The sequence below is a fragment of the Mycobacterium sp. 48b genome (genome assembly GCF_048282725.1).
GTDB lineage: Bacteria > Actinomycetota > Actinomycetes > Mycobacteriales > Mycobacteriaceae > Mycobacterium.
The window spans coordinates 397,722-413,603 of record NZ_JBLVUL010000001.1 but is presented as its reverse complement, the minus strand read 5'-3'; the positions used below and the strand labels follow the sequence as shown (position 1 = coordinate 413,603).

The window sequence follows — 15,882 nt, the reverse complement described above, 5'->3', positions numbered from 1 at the left end:
CTAACCCACAGCTTCAGCCGGCTGCGGGTAGAGCAACTCCAGTTCGCCGAGATGCGCGGCAGCCGTCACCAGTGGCAGGGCCGCCGAAACGGCGAGGTCCGTGCCGGCGGCCTCGGCGCGCAGTGACACCACGAAACTCTCGCCGATCGGCACCAGCACGGCTGCCGCGTCCTCACCGGTGAGCCGGGCGCAGATGGCCGCGGCGTGCTCCTCGATCACCGAGCGGGTCTGGTCGTAGACACCGAGCGGCGGGGGCACGACGTCGGCGATCAGCTCGGCCGCGGCCCGCACCCGGTTGGCCCGGTTGGCTGCGCGGACCACCGGAGCGCGTTGGTCGCTGGGCCCTCCGTTCTCCGAAAGATATTGCCGGACAGCATCATCAAGGGTTCGGGAAGCTGAAAGCGCGTCGTGGCCGAGTGCGACGACGCGGTCGGTGGCCTGCTCGGACGCTCCTCGGGTCACCCGAAGCACGGCGAACTTCAGGAATTGCGCACCCACCGCGCGGGCCTGGTCGATCGCCTTGGACACCGAGGCCGTCGCGCCGCGCGGCCACAAGAGCAGCGACACCACGATCCCGACCATGGCGCCGACCACGACGTCCTCGACCCGGACCAGCCCCACGCGCCATCCTGTCGGCACGATCAGGTTGAAGTTGATCAGCACCATCATGGTGAACGCGGCCTGCCCGGCGATGAACGATCCGACTTCGGGCACGTAGGCGGACCCGAATGCCACCAGCGGCAACAGGATCCACAACACCACGGGGTCCACGCCGACGAACTCGATCAGCACCGCACCCAGTACGAAGCCGATGGCGGTGCCGGCCACGGCCCGCAACACGCGAGTGCCGGTGGTCAGGGCGCTGCTCCGCAGGACCGACATCGCGCCCAGTACCACCCAGAATCCGTGCTGCACCGGGAACACGTGCGTCACCGCCACCGCCAGGGCCAATCCCAGCCCGGTGCGCAGGCTGTTGCGCAGTACCACTGCCCGGGTGGCCACCAGACCCCTGGCGATGGCCGCGACGGCGACGGCCTCGGGCATCACCCAGTCCGCTGCGCCGGTCTCGGGCAGGCGCAGTCCCAGCACCCGGGCCCATACCGGGCGCGCGTCGGCCAGCGCGGCGTTGCCGATCACCCGTCCGGTGACTGCGATGGTGGCCGAGATGGTGCGCCGGACCAGCAGACCGCGGCCGAGTTCGACGGCGGCCTCGTCGTCGGCGGTGCCCAGGATCTGGGTGATGTCGTCGCGATAACTGCCCTGGGCCACCGTGCGCTGCTCGGCCAGGGCTGCACGCAGATCGATTCCGCGTGCGGCGCGTTCGGCTCGATCGTGGATCCGCAGCAGCGCGGCGCTGTCACGCAGCACCCGCACGGCAGGGTCGCGCATTGCGCCGAGCAGCTCCCCGGTGTCGTCGGTGACCTGGTCGCAGATCCAGCCGAGGTCGTCGACGACGCGCACCAGCGCTCGACTGCCCGCGCTGAGGGCAACCGGTCGGTAGTCCGCGCCCAGGAAGCTCTCGTACAGCTTGTTCATCGCGCGGGTGACGTCGCGGGCCGAGGCCTGGCCTTCGAGCCGGTCGGCCAGCAGCCGGCACACCCGCGCCGAGTAGCGGCGCAGCTCGTCGTGATGCTTCGGCCGGAACAGGAACAGCGCGGCGGGCACGCAGATCACGAGCGCGATCAGCCAGCCCAGCAGCCGGTCGGGTATGGGCCCGACGGGCGTGCACAGCGGCAGGACGAACAGCAGCAGCGTGGCGCGCTGCCCGGCGGCGACGATCTCACTGAGCACGCCGGAGAACGACACCACCATGCCGACGATGAACATCGCCGCCACGCTCAGCCATGGATACGGGGCCAGCACGGTGCCCAGCACGATCAATACGGCGCCGTTGACGGCCAGGCCGCCGTACGCGACAGCCCGGGCCGGCCGGTTGCCGGGGAAATCGGCGGTGATGAGCAGAGAGACCGCGCCGAAGATCGCGAACAGCGGCGTCTGGGAGTCCCCGCCGACGGCGAAGCCCACTGCCGCGGCGATGGGCAGGACGATTGCGGCCCGAAGTGCGCGGCGCAACGCGTCGTATTCGGGGTCCTTCTCACGCAGCCGATCGCGGAGACGGCCTGCCGTCCCGTGCCAGATCTCGGCCGGGGTCAGCATGTTCGCCGATGTTAGACCGGTTGGTCCGCTCCCGGCGGCGGAGTGAACCGGCCCGTTTCCAGCGCGTCGCGCATCTGGCCGGTGATCCACTCCAGAGTGTCGGGGTCGCGGGGCAGGGTCGTCTGCTCATAGCCGACGACCAGATACAAACTCCACGCCGCGAAATATCGGGCGTTGCGTTCGTCGCCGATGATCTCGTAGGCGGATTCGAAAATGATGTCGAAACGCAGCCGGTCCACCACCGCCTGCACGTCGTAGACGTAGGGATCCAGCGAGCTCCACACTCGGATGGCGGCCTCGGCGCCGTGCGGCAGCGCGAGCGCCTCCATGGTCAGGGACTCGATGCGGTGATGTGGATCCTGGTCGGCGCGGATCGCCTCGACCACGCGCAAGGTGCGGGCCTCACGCCAGTGCGCGATGAGTTCCTTCGTGTACGACGCCCAGTTGGGGAAGTAGTGATAGAACGACCCCGTTGTGACGCCCAGCCGGTTGCACACTTCGGCAAGTTTGAGGCCGCCGTACCCGCGATCGGACAACACGTCCAGACCGGTTTCGAAGTACGCCTCCCGCGAAACAACCCCCGCCATAACGGACCACGCTAGTTCGTCGCCGATTTTCGGGTGCGGTGGGGCTTTGCTGGTCAGCCGCATTTAACGCACACAAACATGACAGCAGCGGGACACTCAGGTGACGTGTGGCACAATTTGGATGTGGCCCACACAGCGAGCCGAGGACCGGGACGCCCTCCGGCAGCAAAGGCAGCGGAGACTCGTGAGCGCATCGTGCGTGCTGCCCGGGAAGTTTTCAGCGAACTTGGCTACGACGCAGCTACATTTCAGGCGATCGCGATCCGCGCTGATCTCACCCGCCCGGCAATCAATCATTACTTCAGCAGCAAACGCGTTCTGTATCGCGATGTGGTCGAGCAGACCAACGCGAAAGTGATCGCCGCGGGCATTGCCAAGGCCAGGGAAGCCACCACCCTGCTGAACCGGATTGCGGCGTTCTTCGCCGCGGCGATGGATGCCGAATCGACTGATCGGTCGGCGGCCGCCTTCCTGGTCACCTCGGTTCTGGAAGCCCAGCGTCATCCCGAGCTGATTTCCGAGGAGCACGACGCACTGCGTAGCTCCCGGGAGTTCGTCAAGTGGGCGGTCGACGAGGCCATCCAGCGCGGCGAGCTGAGCACCGACACCGACATCCCGGCGATCGTGGAAATGCTGGTCGCAGTGATGTGGGGAATGGGCTTTTACGCCGGTTACGTGGGCCATCGCGACGACGTGGCCGTCATCGTCGACAAGTTCGAACTGTTGATGGCGAACAAGCTCTGGCAGCTGCGCGACTGACCCATCGGCATCGTGAGGTGCCCCACATCACCGTATAGCTTAGCTAAGTTCTTCGGTAGCATTGTTTGGCAAATGACTGATCTGAGCGACGTGCGGCCGGGTCGGGCCGAAGGCGACAGTTGGGACATCACCGAGAGCGTCGGGGCGACCGCGCTGGGGGTGGCCGCTTCACGTGCTGCCGAGACCGCACAACCTGAACCATTGATCCGCGACGAGTTCGCCTTCCTGCTGGTGGCGGCCGCCGGCCCTGCGTGGGCGCAGCTGGCCGGCAGCGAACCGCACTGGATCGGTGACAACCCGGAGGCACACCGGATCCACGACATGGCCCGCAACTACCAGGCCGTGCGAACCCACTACTTCGACGATTTCTTCACCGAGGTCACCCATGACGGCATCCGCCAGGTCGTCATCCTGGCCGCCGGCCTGGACTCGCGGGCGTTCCGGCTGGACTGGCCCGCCGGAACCACGGTGTACGAGATCGACCAGCCCAAGGTGCTGGAGTACAAGACTTCGACACTGGAGGCGCACCGGGCCCTCGCCCGCGCAGAACATGTGCCCGTGCCGATCGACCTGCGCGACGACTGGCCCGCAGCCCTGATCGAAGCCGGATTCGACCCCGAGCAGCCGACGGCGTGGCTGGCCGAGGGCTTACTGCCGTACCTGCCCGGTGAGGCGCAGGACCGGCTGTTCGAGCTCGTCGGAGCGCACAGCGCCCCGGGTAGCCGCCTGGCGGTCGAGGACTTCGCCATGGATCCGGCCCGCTACACGCCGGAGAAGCGCGCGGTGCGCCGCGCCCGCGGCGAGCACATGCGTGCCTCGTTGGGATTGGACATCGACGCCGACGCCCTGATGTACACCGGTGACGAGCGGGCCGACGCCGCCGAATGGCTTACGGCGCATGGCTGGGACGTGAGCGCGGTGGACAGTGCCGACGAGATGGCCCGGTTGGGCCGACCGGCCGACGTCGATGAACTGGCAGAACTCGGCTTGGACAGCGTGCTGTTGCGCGCCCGATTGGACGGAGAAACCCGATGAGCTCACTGCGGAGTCACGACGACACCTGGGACATCGCCACCAGCGTGGGCTCGACGGCCGTGATGGTCGCTGCCGCCAGGGCCGGGGAGACCGAACGCGAGGACGCGCTCATCAACGACCCGTACGCCAAGATCCTGGTGGTCGGTGCGGGCACCGGGGTGTGGGACACGTTGTTGGACAACGATTTTGTCAGCAAGGTGGAAGGTCTCGACGCTGAGGCTGCGCAGATCTTCGCGCACATGGGCAACTACCAGGCGGTGCGCACCCACTTCTTCGACGCGTACTTCGCCGGGGCTGTGCAGGCCGGCATCCGCCAGATCGTCATCCTGGCCTCTGGGCTGGATTCCCGCGCCTACCGGTTGGACTGGCCGTCCGGCACCACGGTCTACGAGATCGACCAGCCCAAGGTGCTGGAGTACAAGGCCGAGACCTTGGCCGCCCACGGCGCGCAGCCGTCCGCGCAGCGCCATGAGGTGGCCATCGACCTGCGTCAGGATTGGCCGAAGGCGCTGCGGGAGGCCGGTTTCGATGACAGCGCGCCCACAGCCTGGCTGGCCGAAGGGCTGCTGATGTATCTGCCCGCCGATGCCCAGGACCGGTTGTTCGAGCTCGTCACCGAGTTGTCGGCTCCTGGTAGCCGGCTCGCGGCGGAGACGGCCGGGGTGAGTTCGGCCGATCGGCGTGAGGCGATGCGGGAACGGTTCGAGAAGTTCGCCGACCAATTCAACATGGGCTCCGCGCTCGCCGTCGCCGACCTGATGTACGAGGACCCCGACCGTGCCGACGTCGCGGAATGGCTGCGGTCGCACGGTTGGCGGGCCGAGGGTGCGCACTCGTTGGACGAGATGCGCCGGCTGGATCGCCTGGTTCAGCTCAGCGAGGAGCCTGAACGCGACGCGTTCTCGACCTTCGTCACCGCCGAAAAGCTCTGACCTACAAACAGAAACGGGGCGCTCCAGCAGGAGCGCCCCGTTTCTGTTGTCCGGTCAGTGACTCTGGTGAACGGTGGTGTCGACGTGCGGCACGGTCACGTGCGGGCCGATCTGATCCAGCCAGCTGTGGTGGGACACGTCGGCCGATGCCGGGCCGGCCAGACCCAGGACGGCGGCGGCCAGACCACTGGCGATCATCGCGGTGAACCCGAACTTCTTCATTTCCTCTGCCTCTTTTCAAATCTTGCTTTCTTGATTGGTTCAACTAAAGGAGGCGCCGGTTGATTCCTGGTCGGCGTGGTTGGCGGCAATTGACCGTTGGGTGGCAGGAATGCGGTGGCCCCGGCGGTAACCGACCCGGTTGACCGGGAGTTATCCGCCCGCCGTATACAGGAGGGGAGCTGAGCCGTTTTGCGGCCCGTTAACGAGGAGGAATCCCCATGCCAGGAGTGCAGGACCGCGTCGTCGTCGTCACCGGAGCCGGTGGAGGTCTGGGCCGTGAATACGCCCTGACGCTCGCCCGCGAGGGCGCCAGCGTCGTCGTCAACGACCTGGGCGGTGCCCGCGACGGCACCGGCGCCGGCCACAACATGGCCGACGAGGTCGTCAACGAGATCAAGGCCGCCGGTGGTCGCGCGGTCGCCAACTACGACTCCGTCGCCGAGTCCGAGGGCGCCGAGAACATCATCAAGACCGCGATCGACGAGTTCGGCAAGGTCGACGGTGTGGTGTCCAACGCCGGCATCCTGCGTGACGGCACCTTCCACAAGATGACCTTCGAGCAGTGGGACGCCGTGCTCAAGGTGCACCTCTACGGTGGCTACAACGTCATCCGCGCGGCCTGGCCGCACTTCCGCGAGCAGAGCTTCGGCCGCGTCGTCGTCGCCACCTCCACCAGCGGCCTGTTCGGCAACTTCGGTCAGGCCAACTACGGTGCGGCCAAGCTGGGCCTGGTCGGCCTGATCAACACGCTGGCCCAGGAAGGCGCCAAGTACAACATCAAGACCAACGCGGTCGCCCCGATCGCCGCCACCCGCATGACGCAGGACATCCTGCCGCCCGAGGTGTTCGAGAAGCTCACCCCGGAGTACGTCGCCCCGGTCGTGGCCTACCTGATGACCGAGGAACTGCCCGACACCGACTCGGTGTTCATCGTCGGCGGCGGCAAGGTGCAGCGCACCGCCCTGTTCCAGAACGACGGCATCACCTTCACCGACGTGCCCTCCGTCGATGACATCGCCGCCAAGTGGGGCGAGATCACCGACCTGTCCGCTGCACAGCAGGCCAGCTTCAAGCTGGGCTAGAACTAGTGAAAGCGCTTGTAGCGCAGGCACTTACCGGTACATCCGGGCTGGCGTACGTCGACGTCGATGATCTGGCCGGCGATCCCGCATATGCGGGTTCCGTCATCATCGACGTCGGCGCCGCCGGCGTCTGCTTCCCCGATCTGCTGTTGTTGCGTGGTGAGTACCAGCTGCGGCTGGAACCGCCGTTCACGCCCGGCATGGAGGTGGCCGGAACGGTGCGCTCGGCACCCGAGGGTTCCGGGTTCACGCCGGGGCAGCGGGTTTCGGCGTTCTCGATGATCGGCGGGTACGCCGAGCAGGTCGCGGCCGTGCCGGCCAACGTGATCCCCACGGCCGACGGTCTCGACGACGGCGAGGCGGCATCGCTGCTGGGCAACTACTACACCATGCAGTTCGCGCTGGCCCGTCGCGGCGGGTTGGTGGCCGGAGAGACCGTCCTGGTGCTCGGCTCGGCCGGTGGCATCGGTGCTGCGTCGATCCAGTTGGCCAAGGCCATGGGCGCCAAGGTGATCGCGATGGTGCACCGGTCCGGCGCCGAGGAGTTCGTCTCGTCGCTCGGTGCCGACGTGGTGTTGCCGCTGGCCGATGGCTGGCGGGAGGCGGTGATGGAAGCCACCGGCGGGCAGGGCGTCGACTTGGTCGTCGACCCGATCGGTGGCCCAGCCTTCGACGACGCCATCCGGGTGCTGGCCCCAGAGGGCCGGCTACTGGTCATCGGCTTCGCGGCGGGCGGCGGGATCCCCACTGTCAAGGTGAACCGGTTGTTGCTGCGCAATGTCAGCGTGGTCGGCGTGGGCTGGGGCGAGTTCGTGCGCCGCCATCCGGCCGCTCAGGCGCAGGTCGGAGCCGAGCTGACGAAGTTGGTGGGCGCCGGGTTGCGTCCGCCTCCACCGGTGCGGTTCCCCTTGTCCGAGGGGGCGGCTGCACTCGATGCACTGGCCAACGGCTCGGTGCGTGGGAAGCTGGTGCTGGAGCCATAGTGCGAGCCCTGGCCTTCGATGTGTTCGGGACTGTCGTGGACTGGCGGTCCAGCATCATCGGTGAGCTGGAAGCCTTCGGTAAAAGCCGAGGGCTGCAACGGGATTGGCCGGCTTTCGCCGACAATTGGCGGGCCGGCTACGCCCCGGCGATGGACCGGGTGCGCCGCGGCGAGCTGCCGTGGACCAGGATCGACGATCTGCATCGCGCGATCCTGGTCGACCTGCTCGGCGCCGCGGACATCCGGGCCGGGGAAGCTGAAATCGACCATCTCAACCGGGCCTGGCACCGGCTGGATCCGTGGCCGGATTCGGTGGTCGGGCTGACCCGGCTCAAGCAGCGCTACCTCATCACGACGTTGTCGAACGGCAACGTCTCACTGCTCACCAACATGGCCAAACATGCCGGGCTGCCGTGGGATTGCGTGATCTCGGCCGAGCTGTTCCGGCACTACAAGCCCGACCCGGAGGCCTATCAGGGCTGCGCCGAGCTGCTCGACATCGCGCCCGAGGAGCTGACGCTGGTCGCGGCTCATCCTTCAGACCTGCGAGCCGCCCGCGCGGCCGGGCTCGGGACGGCGTACGTAGCCCGGCCCCTGGAGTACGGTCCCGGTCGCGCTCCGCACGACGTCACGTCCGACGAATTCGACATCGTCGCGACGGATTTTGTCGACCTCGCCGACCAATTCGGTGCGTAGCGTAGGGGTGTGGACACCGCATCAAGTTGGGCGTTGCGCAAGGCTCTGGATCTTCTCGCCGACCCACCGGCCGAGCCGGACGTCAGCAAGGGGTATCTCGATCTGCTGGGGGACGGCAGTGACGCCCCGAAGAACGCGGGATTCATCCAGAAGGTCTGGGCGTCACCGGTCGGGTCGATGCTCTACGACAATGCTCAGGCCCTTGCCCGCAAGGTGATGACGGCGTGGCAGGAGCCCACCGAATGGCTCGACATCCCGCCCGGCGGGATCGCCCTCGACGTCGGTTCTGGCCCGGGGAATGTGACCGCCGCACTGGCACGGGCAGCCGGGCTGGACGGGTTTGCGTTCGGCGTGGACATCTCGGAGCCCATGCTGGCCCGTGCGGTCGAGGCCGAAGCGGGCCGGCAGGTCGGGTTCCTGCGTGCCGACGCCCAGAAGCTGCCGTTCCGGGACGACGTATTCGATGCGGTGACCTCGATGGCGGCGCTGCAGTTGATCCCCGACGCCGAGGCAGCGCTGGCGGAGATGGTGCGGGTGCTGCGTCCGGGCGGACGTATGGCGATCATGGTGCCCACGGCGACGAACCGTGGGCCTGCGCGGCTGCTGTCGAAGGGTGGCGCCCGCTTCTTCGCCGAGGATGAGCTGGCCGATCGGTGCGAGGGGCTGGGGCTGGAGCGGGTACGTTCCAAGACCATGGGCACCATGCAGTGGGTGCGCGGGCAGAAACCGTGAGCACTCTTGGCGTTGTTCTCGTCGCATTGGTGATTGCTGTAGGACTTGTCGGCATCGTGCTGCCCGTCCTCCCCGGCGGCGGGTTTCTGGTGTTCGCCGCGATCGCGGTGTGGGCGATCGTCGAGCGCGCCACGGTCGCCTGGGTGACGTTGGGAGTCGCGGCCGTGTTCTTCGTGACGGCCGAGGTGATCAAGTACGCGTGGCCGGTCCGGCGGATGCGGGCCGCCGACGTGGGGATCTGGAGCCTGGTGGCCGGTGGGGTGCTCGGTCTGATCGGTTTCTTCGTCATCCCCGTGATCGGGTTGGTGATCGGTTTCGTCGCCGGCATCTACCTGGCGGAGTTGGCCGCACGTCGTGACTACCGGCGGGCCTGGGTGTCAACTGTGCACGCGCTCAAGGGAGTTGCGCTGTCGGTCGGGGTCGAGCTGACCGGAGCCCTGTTGGCGACCATCACGTGGGTGGTGGGTCTGGTGGTCACATCGTGACGCAATGGGACCTGGGCCCCGACTCGGGCGAGTTGCTGCTGCGTACCGGCGTGACGGGTAGCGCGTCGCGGATGGGCCATCGGTTGACCATCGCGATGCGCTCGTGGCACGCGACCGTGGAATGGGACGGCGAGGAACCGTCGGCGGTGGAGGTGACGGTCGACCTCGATTCCATGGACGTGCTGCGGGGCGAGGGCGGTATGACGCCGTTGACCGGTGCCGAGAAGGTGCTGATCCGTTCCAATGCGTTGAAGACGTTGCGTGTGAAGAAGTTTCCCCAGGCCAGGTTCCGGTCCACATCGATCCAGCGCTCCGGTGCCCTGGTACGGCTCGCGGGGATTCTCGAGCTCGCCGGCCGTTCCGGTGAGCAGACGGTCGAGGTTGAGGTCTCCGACGAATCGGTGCGCGGTACGGCTTCCGTACGGCACAGCGACTTCGGGATCAAGCCGTACTCGATGCTGATGGGCGCGATGAAGGTTGCCGACGAGGTCGGCGTGAGCCTGACGGCCAACCGTCCCTGACCGAGGCGAGACACAGCTGCCACAGATTTCGAACCGATGGGCGTTGTGCCTGGCTGAGCGCGACACTGTCGCTGATAGGTGGGCACAACGAAATCCGTTGCGTACGAGGCCGATGGGGCTCCAGGTGCGTGAGTAGAGATCGACGGTGTGACCACAGGTGTCACGGATACCTACGAGGCGATTGTCGCTGAAAAGTCGCTCATAAGCGGGCAGGTCAGGTGGACGCCTTCCGCGCGCGACACGCCATTCGGCCGCCCAGCGCGGGTCGCGTCGTGACTGCGTCGGTTAACCGAGCAGGCGGGTCCGCAGCGTCGTGAGGTCCTCCGCGGACACTCCGGCCGCGTCGAGGAAGCCGCCCATCGAGCCGTACGCCTCGTCGAGCTTCTTCCGCGCGGCGGCGAGGTACTCCTCGCGCACACCGAGAACCTCGTCGGTCAACCGCGCCTCCGCGAAGGTGATCATCTCGGGAGCTTCCTGTGCCCGGGCACGCACCGACTCCATGATCCGGTTCCGCAGGGCCGGGATGGCGCCGTTGCTGGCCAGGAAGTCGGCGATGATGCGGTCCCGGTCGACGCCCACGGCCTCCAGCACCGTGGCGACCGTGAAACCGGTGCGATCCTTGCCGGCGAAGCAGTGTGCGATCACCGGACGTTCCTGTCCCAGAAGGGAAATCACCTCGCGTACCGCGCTGTGCGCGCCTGGCAGGGTGGGGAACTCCTCGTACACCTCGGTCATGTACCGCCGAGCCGAGGTGGCGATGTCCTCGCCCTCGGCGGACTCCGACATCACCCGCTGGAAGGTGTTCTCATGCGGCGCATCTTGATTCGACCCGTTGTCGGGGTGGAACGGAAGCAGATGGACGGCCACCCCGTACGGGACCTGCCCGGTGCCCTGCCGCTGCACCTCCTGGTGCGACCGCAGGTCGGCGACATCGGTGATGCCGAGCCGGCGAAACACCTCCCGGCCGTCATCGGAGAGCTGGCTGAGCTGACTGGAGCGGTAGAGCAACCCCGGCCGGATTGCGGTGATCTCGGCGACGTCCCGAAAGTTCCATGCCCCCGACAGTTCTCCGAGTTGGGCGGTCACTGCGCAGCCACCGCCGTATGCGATTGGCGGCTCGCCGCCGAAGCCAGCGGGGACTTCTCACGACCCAGCTCAGCCCGGGCAATGGTCCGCATGTGGACCTCGTCGGGTCCGTCGAACAGCCGCATCGCGCGGTGCCAGCTGTAGAGTCGGGCCAGCGGGAAGTCGTCGCTGACCCCGGCCGCGCCGTGCACCTGGATGGCCCGGTCGATGACGTTGCAGGCGATCTGCGGGGCCACCGACTTGATCTGGGAGACCAGCACGTGGGCGGCCTTGTTGCCTTCCTGGTCGATCATCCAGGCGGCCTTCTCGCACAGCAGCCGGGCCTGGTCGATCTCATTGCGCGACTTGGCGATCGACTCCCGCACCACACCCTGCTCGGCCAACGGCTTGCCGAACGCGACGCGCGTCTGCACGCGGTCGACCATCAACGCCAGAGCCCGTTCGGCCGCGCCGAGCGCGCGCATGCAGTGGTGGATCCGGCCCGGACCCAGCCGGGCCTGGGCAATCGCGAAACCGCTGCCCTCTTCGTGCAGCAGGTTCTCCGCGGGCACCCGCACATTGTCGAACACGATCTCGCAGTGTCCGTGCTGGTCCTGCCAGCCGAACACCGGCAGCGAGCGCTGGATGTCCACCCCGGGGGTGTCGACGGGCACCAGGATCATCGACTGCTGGGCGTGCGAGGCGGCGTCAGGGTTGGTGCGGCCCATCACGATCAGGATCTTGCAGCGCGGATCGGCCGCCCCGGTGATCCACCACTTACGGCCGTTGATCACATAGTCGGCACCGTCACGCAGCATGGTGGTCTCGATGTTGCGGGCATCCGAGGACGCCACGGCGGGCTCGGTCATCGCGAACGCGCTGCGGATCTCACCGGCCAGCAGCGGCTCCAGCCACTGCTTGCGCTGGGCCTCGTCGGCGAACAGGTGCAGGGTTTCCATGTTGCCGGTGTCCGGTGCCGCACAGTTGAGCGCCTCGGGGGCGATCTCCATGCTCCACCCCGACAGCTCGGCCAGCGGCGCGTACTCCAGGTTGGTCAGGCCCGACTCCGAGGGCAGGAACAGGTTCCACAGGCCCTGCTCACGTGCCTTGATCTTGAGCTCCTCGACCACCGGCGGCACCGTGTGATCTCCTGCGCCCTTCTCCTCGCGGTAGGCGTGATAGGAGGCTTCTGCGGGGAGAACGTGCTCCACCATGAAGTCGGTCAACCGGGAGTGGTAATCAGCAGCTTTGGCCGACATCGCGAAGTCCATGCCAGCCACGATAGCCACATGGTTAGACAGGTAGAAAGGTGGCATGTCTGGAACGCCGCCCCCCGTCCCGCCCGAAAGTCGTCCGCCTGTCCCGCCCTTCACTCTGGAAACAGCCCTTCAGAAGGTTCAAGCCGCCGAGGATGCCTGGAACACCCGCGACCCGGAGCGGGTCAGCCTGGCCTATACGCCGGACTCGCAGTGGCGCAATCGCGACCTACACATCGTCGGGCGCGAGCAGATCGTGGAGTTCCTGACGGCCAAATGGGAGCGCGAGCTGGATTACGTATTACGGAAGGGGCTCTGGTCTTTCAGCGAGGACCGGATAGCTGTGCGGTTCCAGTACGAATGGCATGACGCGCAAGGCCAGTGGTACCGCAGCTACGGAAACGAGCTGTGGCAGTTCACGCCCGAGGGGCTGATGGCCCGGCGTGAGGCCAGCATCAACGACGTCCCGATCGAGGAGTCGCAGCGGCGCTACTTCGGTCCGCGCCCGGAATCGGAGTACGGCCGCGACATCGAGCTCTGGTAGCCGCGCTGGTGGGTGGTGCTAAGCGTGCAGGCCAACACCCCGGCCAGCACCGCCAGGCCCATCACGGTGCCTGCCACGGCCTGCCACCCCGCGGCGTCGAACGCCAGCCCGCCGGCCCAGCCGATGACGCTGGACCCCGCGTAGTAGAAGAGGTTGTACAGCGAGGACGCCTGCGCCTTGCCATGACCGGCGGCTGCGCCGACCCAGCCCGAGGCGATCGCGTGCGCGCCGAAGAACCCGGCGGTGGCGATCACCAGCCCGATCAGCACCACGATGACGTTGCCGGCCAGGGTGATCGCGACGCCGGCGATCATCGTGGCGATCGAGCCGAGCAGCACGGTCTTGCGGCCGAACCTGGTGGCCTCGGCGCCGGCCCGGGCCGACGCCCAGGTGCCCGACAGGTAGGCCAGGAACACCAGGCTGACCACTGTCTGCGGGAGACCGAACGGTGCGGCCATCAGCCGGAAGCCGAGGAAGTTGTACATCGCCACGAACCCGCCCATCAGCAGGAAGCCCTGGCTGTAGAGCACCAGCTGTCGCGGGGAGCGCAGGTTCTCGGCCAGTCGCCGGACCAGGTCGTGGGTGCGGGCCGGGGTGAACCCGCGTGCGGGTGGGGCGAGTTTGACGAACGCGAACGCCGACAGGCCGCACAGCACCGCGACCACCAGCACGCCGACGCGCCATCCGGCGAACTCGGCGACGGGCCCGGTGACCAGGCGGCCCGCCAGCCCGCCGATCGTGGTGCCCGCGACGTAGGTGCCCGCGGCCCGGGCGGCGTGCCCGGCCTCGATCTCCTCGGTGAGGTAGGCGATGGCCACGGCGGGCACACCGCCCAGCATCAGCCCTTCCAGGAGCCGGCCCGACAGCAGCAGCGGGGCGGTCGGCGCCAACGGCACTACCAGCCCGAGAACCGTTGCCGCAGTGATGGATATCGTCATCGCCTGGACCCGGCCGATCCGGTCGGCCAGGGCGGACCATGGGATCACGCCCAGTGCGAGGCCGACGGTGGCGGCCGAAATCGTCAACGCGGCATGCGCGGCGCCGGTGCCCATGTCGCGGGCGATCAGCGGAAGGACGGCCTGGGGCGAATACAGCTGCGCAAAGGTGGCGACGCCGGCGCAGAACAATGCTGCCAGCAGGCGCCGGTACTCGCTCGAGCCACGTGAATGCCCCTGCCAGTCAACGGAGGTCAGGGAGGCGGACACTCAGACGACGGTAGGGCGCCGGCAAAGATGTGTCCAATGCATGAGATTACTCATGCTCATGCACATTATGCATGACAAACTCAGCCAAGCGCGCCGCGGCGGGCGGCAGCTGGCGGTCCGCGTACCAGGTCAGGCCGATCTGGCGCTTGGCCGAACTCTCCGACAGCGGGATGTACGCGGCACCCGGCTCAGCCCGTTCGGGACGCGGCACCGGCACCACGGCGACCCCGAACCCCGCCGCCACCAGCCCTTCCATCGTCGGGATCTCCATGGCCTCGAACACCACCGGCGGCGAGATCCCGGCCTCGGCCCACAATTCATCGGTGAGCTGGCGCAACCCGAAGTCGGGCGCCAGCGCCACGAAAGGTTCGGCCCCGGCGTCGGCCAGCCGGATCCGCGACCGTCGGGCGAACCGATGCTCGCGGGGTACGGCCAGGCACAACCGCTCCATGTAGAGCCCGCGCCAGCGGAAGCCCTCCGGACGCGGCGAGGTGATCGCCAGGTCGGCCTCGCCGTTGGCCAGGCGTTCGACGATCTGGTGGGCCGCACCCTGGAACAGCTCGAAGCGCACCGACGGGGCCTCGGCGCGGAACCGTCGCAGCAGATCAGGTACGAACCAGCCGGCCTGCGAATGCAGGAAGGCCAACCGTACCGTCCCGGTGTCGGGATCGCGCAACTCAGCGATTCGCTCTGTGGCCGAGCGGATTTCGCTGATACCGCGGCGGGCGTGCTCCAACAGGATGCGACCGTAGGCATTGAGCCGAAGGCGGCGGTTGACCCGATCGAACAGCGGCACCCCCACCTGCTCCTCGACCCGGGCCAGCGCGCGCGATAGGGTGGGCTGGCTGATGCCGAGTTCGGCCGCGGCGTCGGTGACATGCTCGGTCTCGGCCAGCACCACGAACCACTGCAGCTCGTCCAGATGCATACTGCCGACTCTAAACGCGCTGATCACCGACCCGCGCTGTGCCATGCTGTGGCGCATGGCCGAAAAGGTGCGGGTGGTGGTGGGCGATGACCACCCGATGTTCCGCGAAGGCGTGGTGCGCGCCTTGACCTCCAGCGGCGAGATCGACGTGGTGGCGGAAGCCGACAATGGCGCCGACGCACTGGAATTGATCAGAACCCATCAGCCACAGGTGGCGCTGCTCGATTTCCGGATGCCACAGCTCGACGGGGCACAGGTGGCCGCCGCGGTGAGCCGTGACGAACTCCCCACCCGGGTGCTGCTGGTCTCTGCGCACGATGAGTCGGCGATCGTCTACACCGCGTTGCAGCAGGGGGCAGCAGGTTTCCTGTCCAAGGAGTCGACCCGCAGCGAACTGGTGAACGCCGTGCTGTCGTGCGCCAAGGGGCGTGACGTGCTCGATCCGAATCTGGCGGCCGGGCTGGCCGGTGAGATCCGTCGCCGCAACGAACCCGATGTCCCGGCGCTCAGCCCGCGTGAACGCGAGGTGCTCGACCTGATCGCCAAGGGCCGGTCCATCCCGGCGATGGCCAAGGAGTTGTTCCTGGCCCCGTCGACGGTGAAGACGCATGTGCAACGTCTGTACGAGAAGCTGGGCGTGAGTGACCGGGGCGCGGCAGTCGCGGAGGCGATGCGCCGCCGGCTGCTGGACTGA

At 67.7% G+C, this 15,882-nt stretch carries 18 protein-coding genes; 11 read left to right on the top strand and 7 right to left on the bottom strand.

The window, feature by feature from the left end; all coding sequences use genetic code 11:
• Positions 1-2,157 carry an FUSC family protein gene (locus tag ACNQR1_RS01955; protein ID WP_418043669.1) on the bottom strand — a complete coding sequence of 719 codons (2,157 nt, stop codon included), beginning with the start codon at positions 2,155-2,157 and terminating at the stop codon, positions 1-3.
• An 11-nt stretch (positions 2,158-2,168) separates the two neighbouring features.
• Entirely contained in the window at positions 2,169-2,744 is a 576-nt protein-coding gene (locus tag ACNQR1_RS01950; protein ID WP_418043667.1) for a TetR/AcrR family transcriptional regulator, read from the bottom strand.
• A gap of 123 nt (positions 2,745-2,867) precedes the next feature.
• Here ACNQR1_RS01950 and ACNQR1_RS01945 point away from each other — a divergent pair, with 123 nt between their 5' ends.
• From ACNQR1_RS01945 to ACNQR1_RS01935, 3 genes are all read left to right on the top strand, one after another.
• Positions 2,868-3,503, top strand: coding sequence for a TetR/AcrR family transcriptional regulator (locus tag ACNQR1_RS01945; protein WP_418043665.1), 636 nt, complete (start codon positions 2,868-2,870; stop codon positions 3,501-3,503).
• A gap of 72 nt (positions 3,504-3,575) precedes the next feature.
• Positions 3,576-4,538 (top strand): class I SAM-dependent methyltransferase, encoded by a 963-nt coding sequence (locus tag ACNQR1_RS01940; protein ID WP_418043663.1) that lies wholly within the window; start codon positions 3,576-3,578, stop codon positions 4,536-4,538.
• A complete protein-coding gene (locus ACNQR1_RS01935) occupies positions 4,535-5,470 on the top strand; it encodes a class I SAM-dependent methyltransferase (RefSeq protein ID WP_418043661.1) in 936 nt (311 codons plus the stop codon). The genes ACNQR1_RS01940 and ACNQR1_RS01935 overlap by 4 nt, the downstream gene beginning before the upstream one ends.
• A 54-nt stretch (positions 5,471-5,524) precedes the next feature.
• Here the strand turns inward: ACNQR1_RS01935 and ACNQR1_RS01930 are convergent, their stop codons facing one another.
• Positions 5,525-5,692 carry a hypothetical protein gene (locus ACNQR1_RS01930; protein WP_090429246.1) on the bottom strand — a complete coding sequence of 56 codons (168 nt, stop codon included), beginning with the start codon at positions 5,690-5,692 and terminating at the stop codon, positions 5,525-5,527.
• A gap of 218 nt (positions 5,693-5,910) precedes the next feature.
• Here ACNQR1_RS01930 and ACNQR1_RS01925 point away from each other — a divergent pair, with 218 nt between their 5' ends.
• The 6 genes from ACNQR1_RS01925 to ACNQR1_RS01900 are packed head-to-tail and all read left to right on the top strand — an operon-like array spanning position 5,911 to position 10,190.
• Positions 5,911-6,774 (top strand): SDR family oxidoreductase, encoded by an 864-nt coding sequence (locus ACNQR1_RS01925; protein WP_135451404.1) that lies wholly within the window; start codon positions 5,911-5,913, stop codon positions 6,772-6,774.
• Between the two features lie 5 nt (positions 6,775-6,779).
• A complete protein-coding gene (locus ACNQR1_RS01920) occupies positions 6,780-7,757 on the top strand; it encodes an NADPH:quinone oxidoreductase family protein (protein WP_418043659.1) in 978 nt (325 codons plus the stop codon).
• Positions 7,754-8,452, top strand: a complete 699-nt coding sequence (locus ACNQR1_RS01915) for a haloacid dehalogenase type II (protein ID WP_418050241.1) — start codon at positions 7,754-7,756, stop codon at positions 8,450-8,452. Before ACNQR1_RS01920 ends, ACNQR1_RS01915 begins: the two co-directional genes overlap by 4 nt.
• A 9-nt stretch (positions 8,453-8,461) precedes the next feature.
• Positions 8,462-9,184, top strand: coding sequence for a methyltransferase domain-containing protein (locus ACNQR1_RS01910; protein WP_418043657.1), 723 nt, complete (start codon positions 8,462-8,464; stop codon positions 9,182-9,184).
• Complete coding sequence (locus tag ACNQR1_RS01905; RefSeq protein WP_418043655.1) at positions 9,181-9,669, top strand: DUF456 domain-containing protein; 489 nt, start codon at positions 9,181-9,183, stop codon at positions 9,667-9,669. The genes ACNQR1_RS01910 and ACNQR1_RS01905 overlap by 4 nt, the downstream gene beginning before the upstream one ends.
• On the top strand, positions 9,666-10,190 hold the full coding sequence (locus ACNQR1_RS01900; protein ID WP_418043653.1) for a YceI family protein: 525 nt from the start codon (positions 9,666-9,668) through the stop codon (positions 10,188-10,190). The genes ACNQR1_RS01905 and ACNQR1_RS01900 overlap by 4 nt, the downstream gene beginning before the upstream one ends.
• 285 nt (positions 10,191-10,475) lie before the next feature.
• Here the strand turns inward: ACNQR1_RS01900 and ACNQR1_RS01895 are convergent, their stop codons facing one another.
• Together ACNQR1_RS01895 and ACNQR1_RS01890 are read right to left on the bottom strand one after the other, a co-directional pair.
• On the bottom strand, positions 10,476-11,276 hold the full coding sequence (locus ACNQR1_RS01895) for a tyrosine-protein phosphatase (RefSeq protein ID WP_418043651.1): 801 nt from the start codon (positions 11,274-11,276) through the stop codon (positions 10,476-10,478).
• Entirely contained in the window at positions 11,273-12,514 is a 1,242-nt protein-coding gene (locus ACNQR1_RS01890; protein ID WP_418050240.1) for an acyl-CoA dehydrogenase family protein, read from the bottom strand. The genes ACNQR1_RS01895 and ACNQR1_RS01890 overlap by 4 nt, the downstream gene beginning before the upstream one ends.
• A 55-nt stretch (positions 12,515-12,569) precedes the next feature.
• On the opposite strand from ACNQR1_RS01890, the gene ACNQR1_RS01885 reads away from it, so the two are divergent.
• Positions 12,570-13,055 (top strand): nuclear transport factor 2 family protein, encoded by a 486-nt coding sequence (locus ACNQR1_RS01885; protein WP_418043649.1) that lies wholly within the window; start codon positions 12,570-12,572, stop codon positions 13,053-13,055.
• On the opposite strand, the gene ACNQR1_RS01880 is transcribed toward ACNQR1_RS01885, so the two are convergent.
• The gene (locus ACNQR1_RS01880; protein WP_418043647.1) at positions 13,001-14,260 is read right to left on the bottom strand and encodes an MFS transporter; all 1,260 of its coding nucleotides are present in this window, start codon (positions 14,258-14,260) and stop codon (positions 13,001-13,003) included. The two genes, ACNQR1_RS01885 and ACNQR1_RS01880, sit on opposite strands and share 55 nt — an antisense overlap.
• Before the next feature lie 46 nt (positions 14,261-14,306).
• Positions 14,307-15,188, bottom strand: a complete 882-nt coding sequence (locus tag ACNQR1_RS01875) for a LysR family transcriptional regulator (RefSeq protein WP_418043645.1) — start codon at positions 15,186-15,188, stop codon at positions 14,307-14,309.
• A 43-nt stretch (positions 15,189-15,231) separates the two neighbouring features.
• Between ACNQR1_RS01875 and ACNQR1_RS01870 the strand changes: the two genes are divergently transcribed.
• Complete coding sequence (locus ACNQR1_RS01870; protein ID WP_418043643.1) at positions 15,232-15,882, top strand: response regulator; 651 nt, start codon at positions 15,232-15,234, stop codon at positions 15,880-15,882.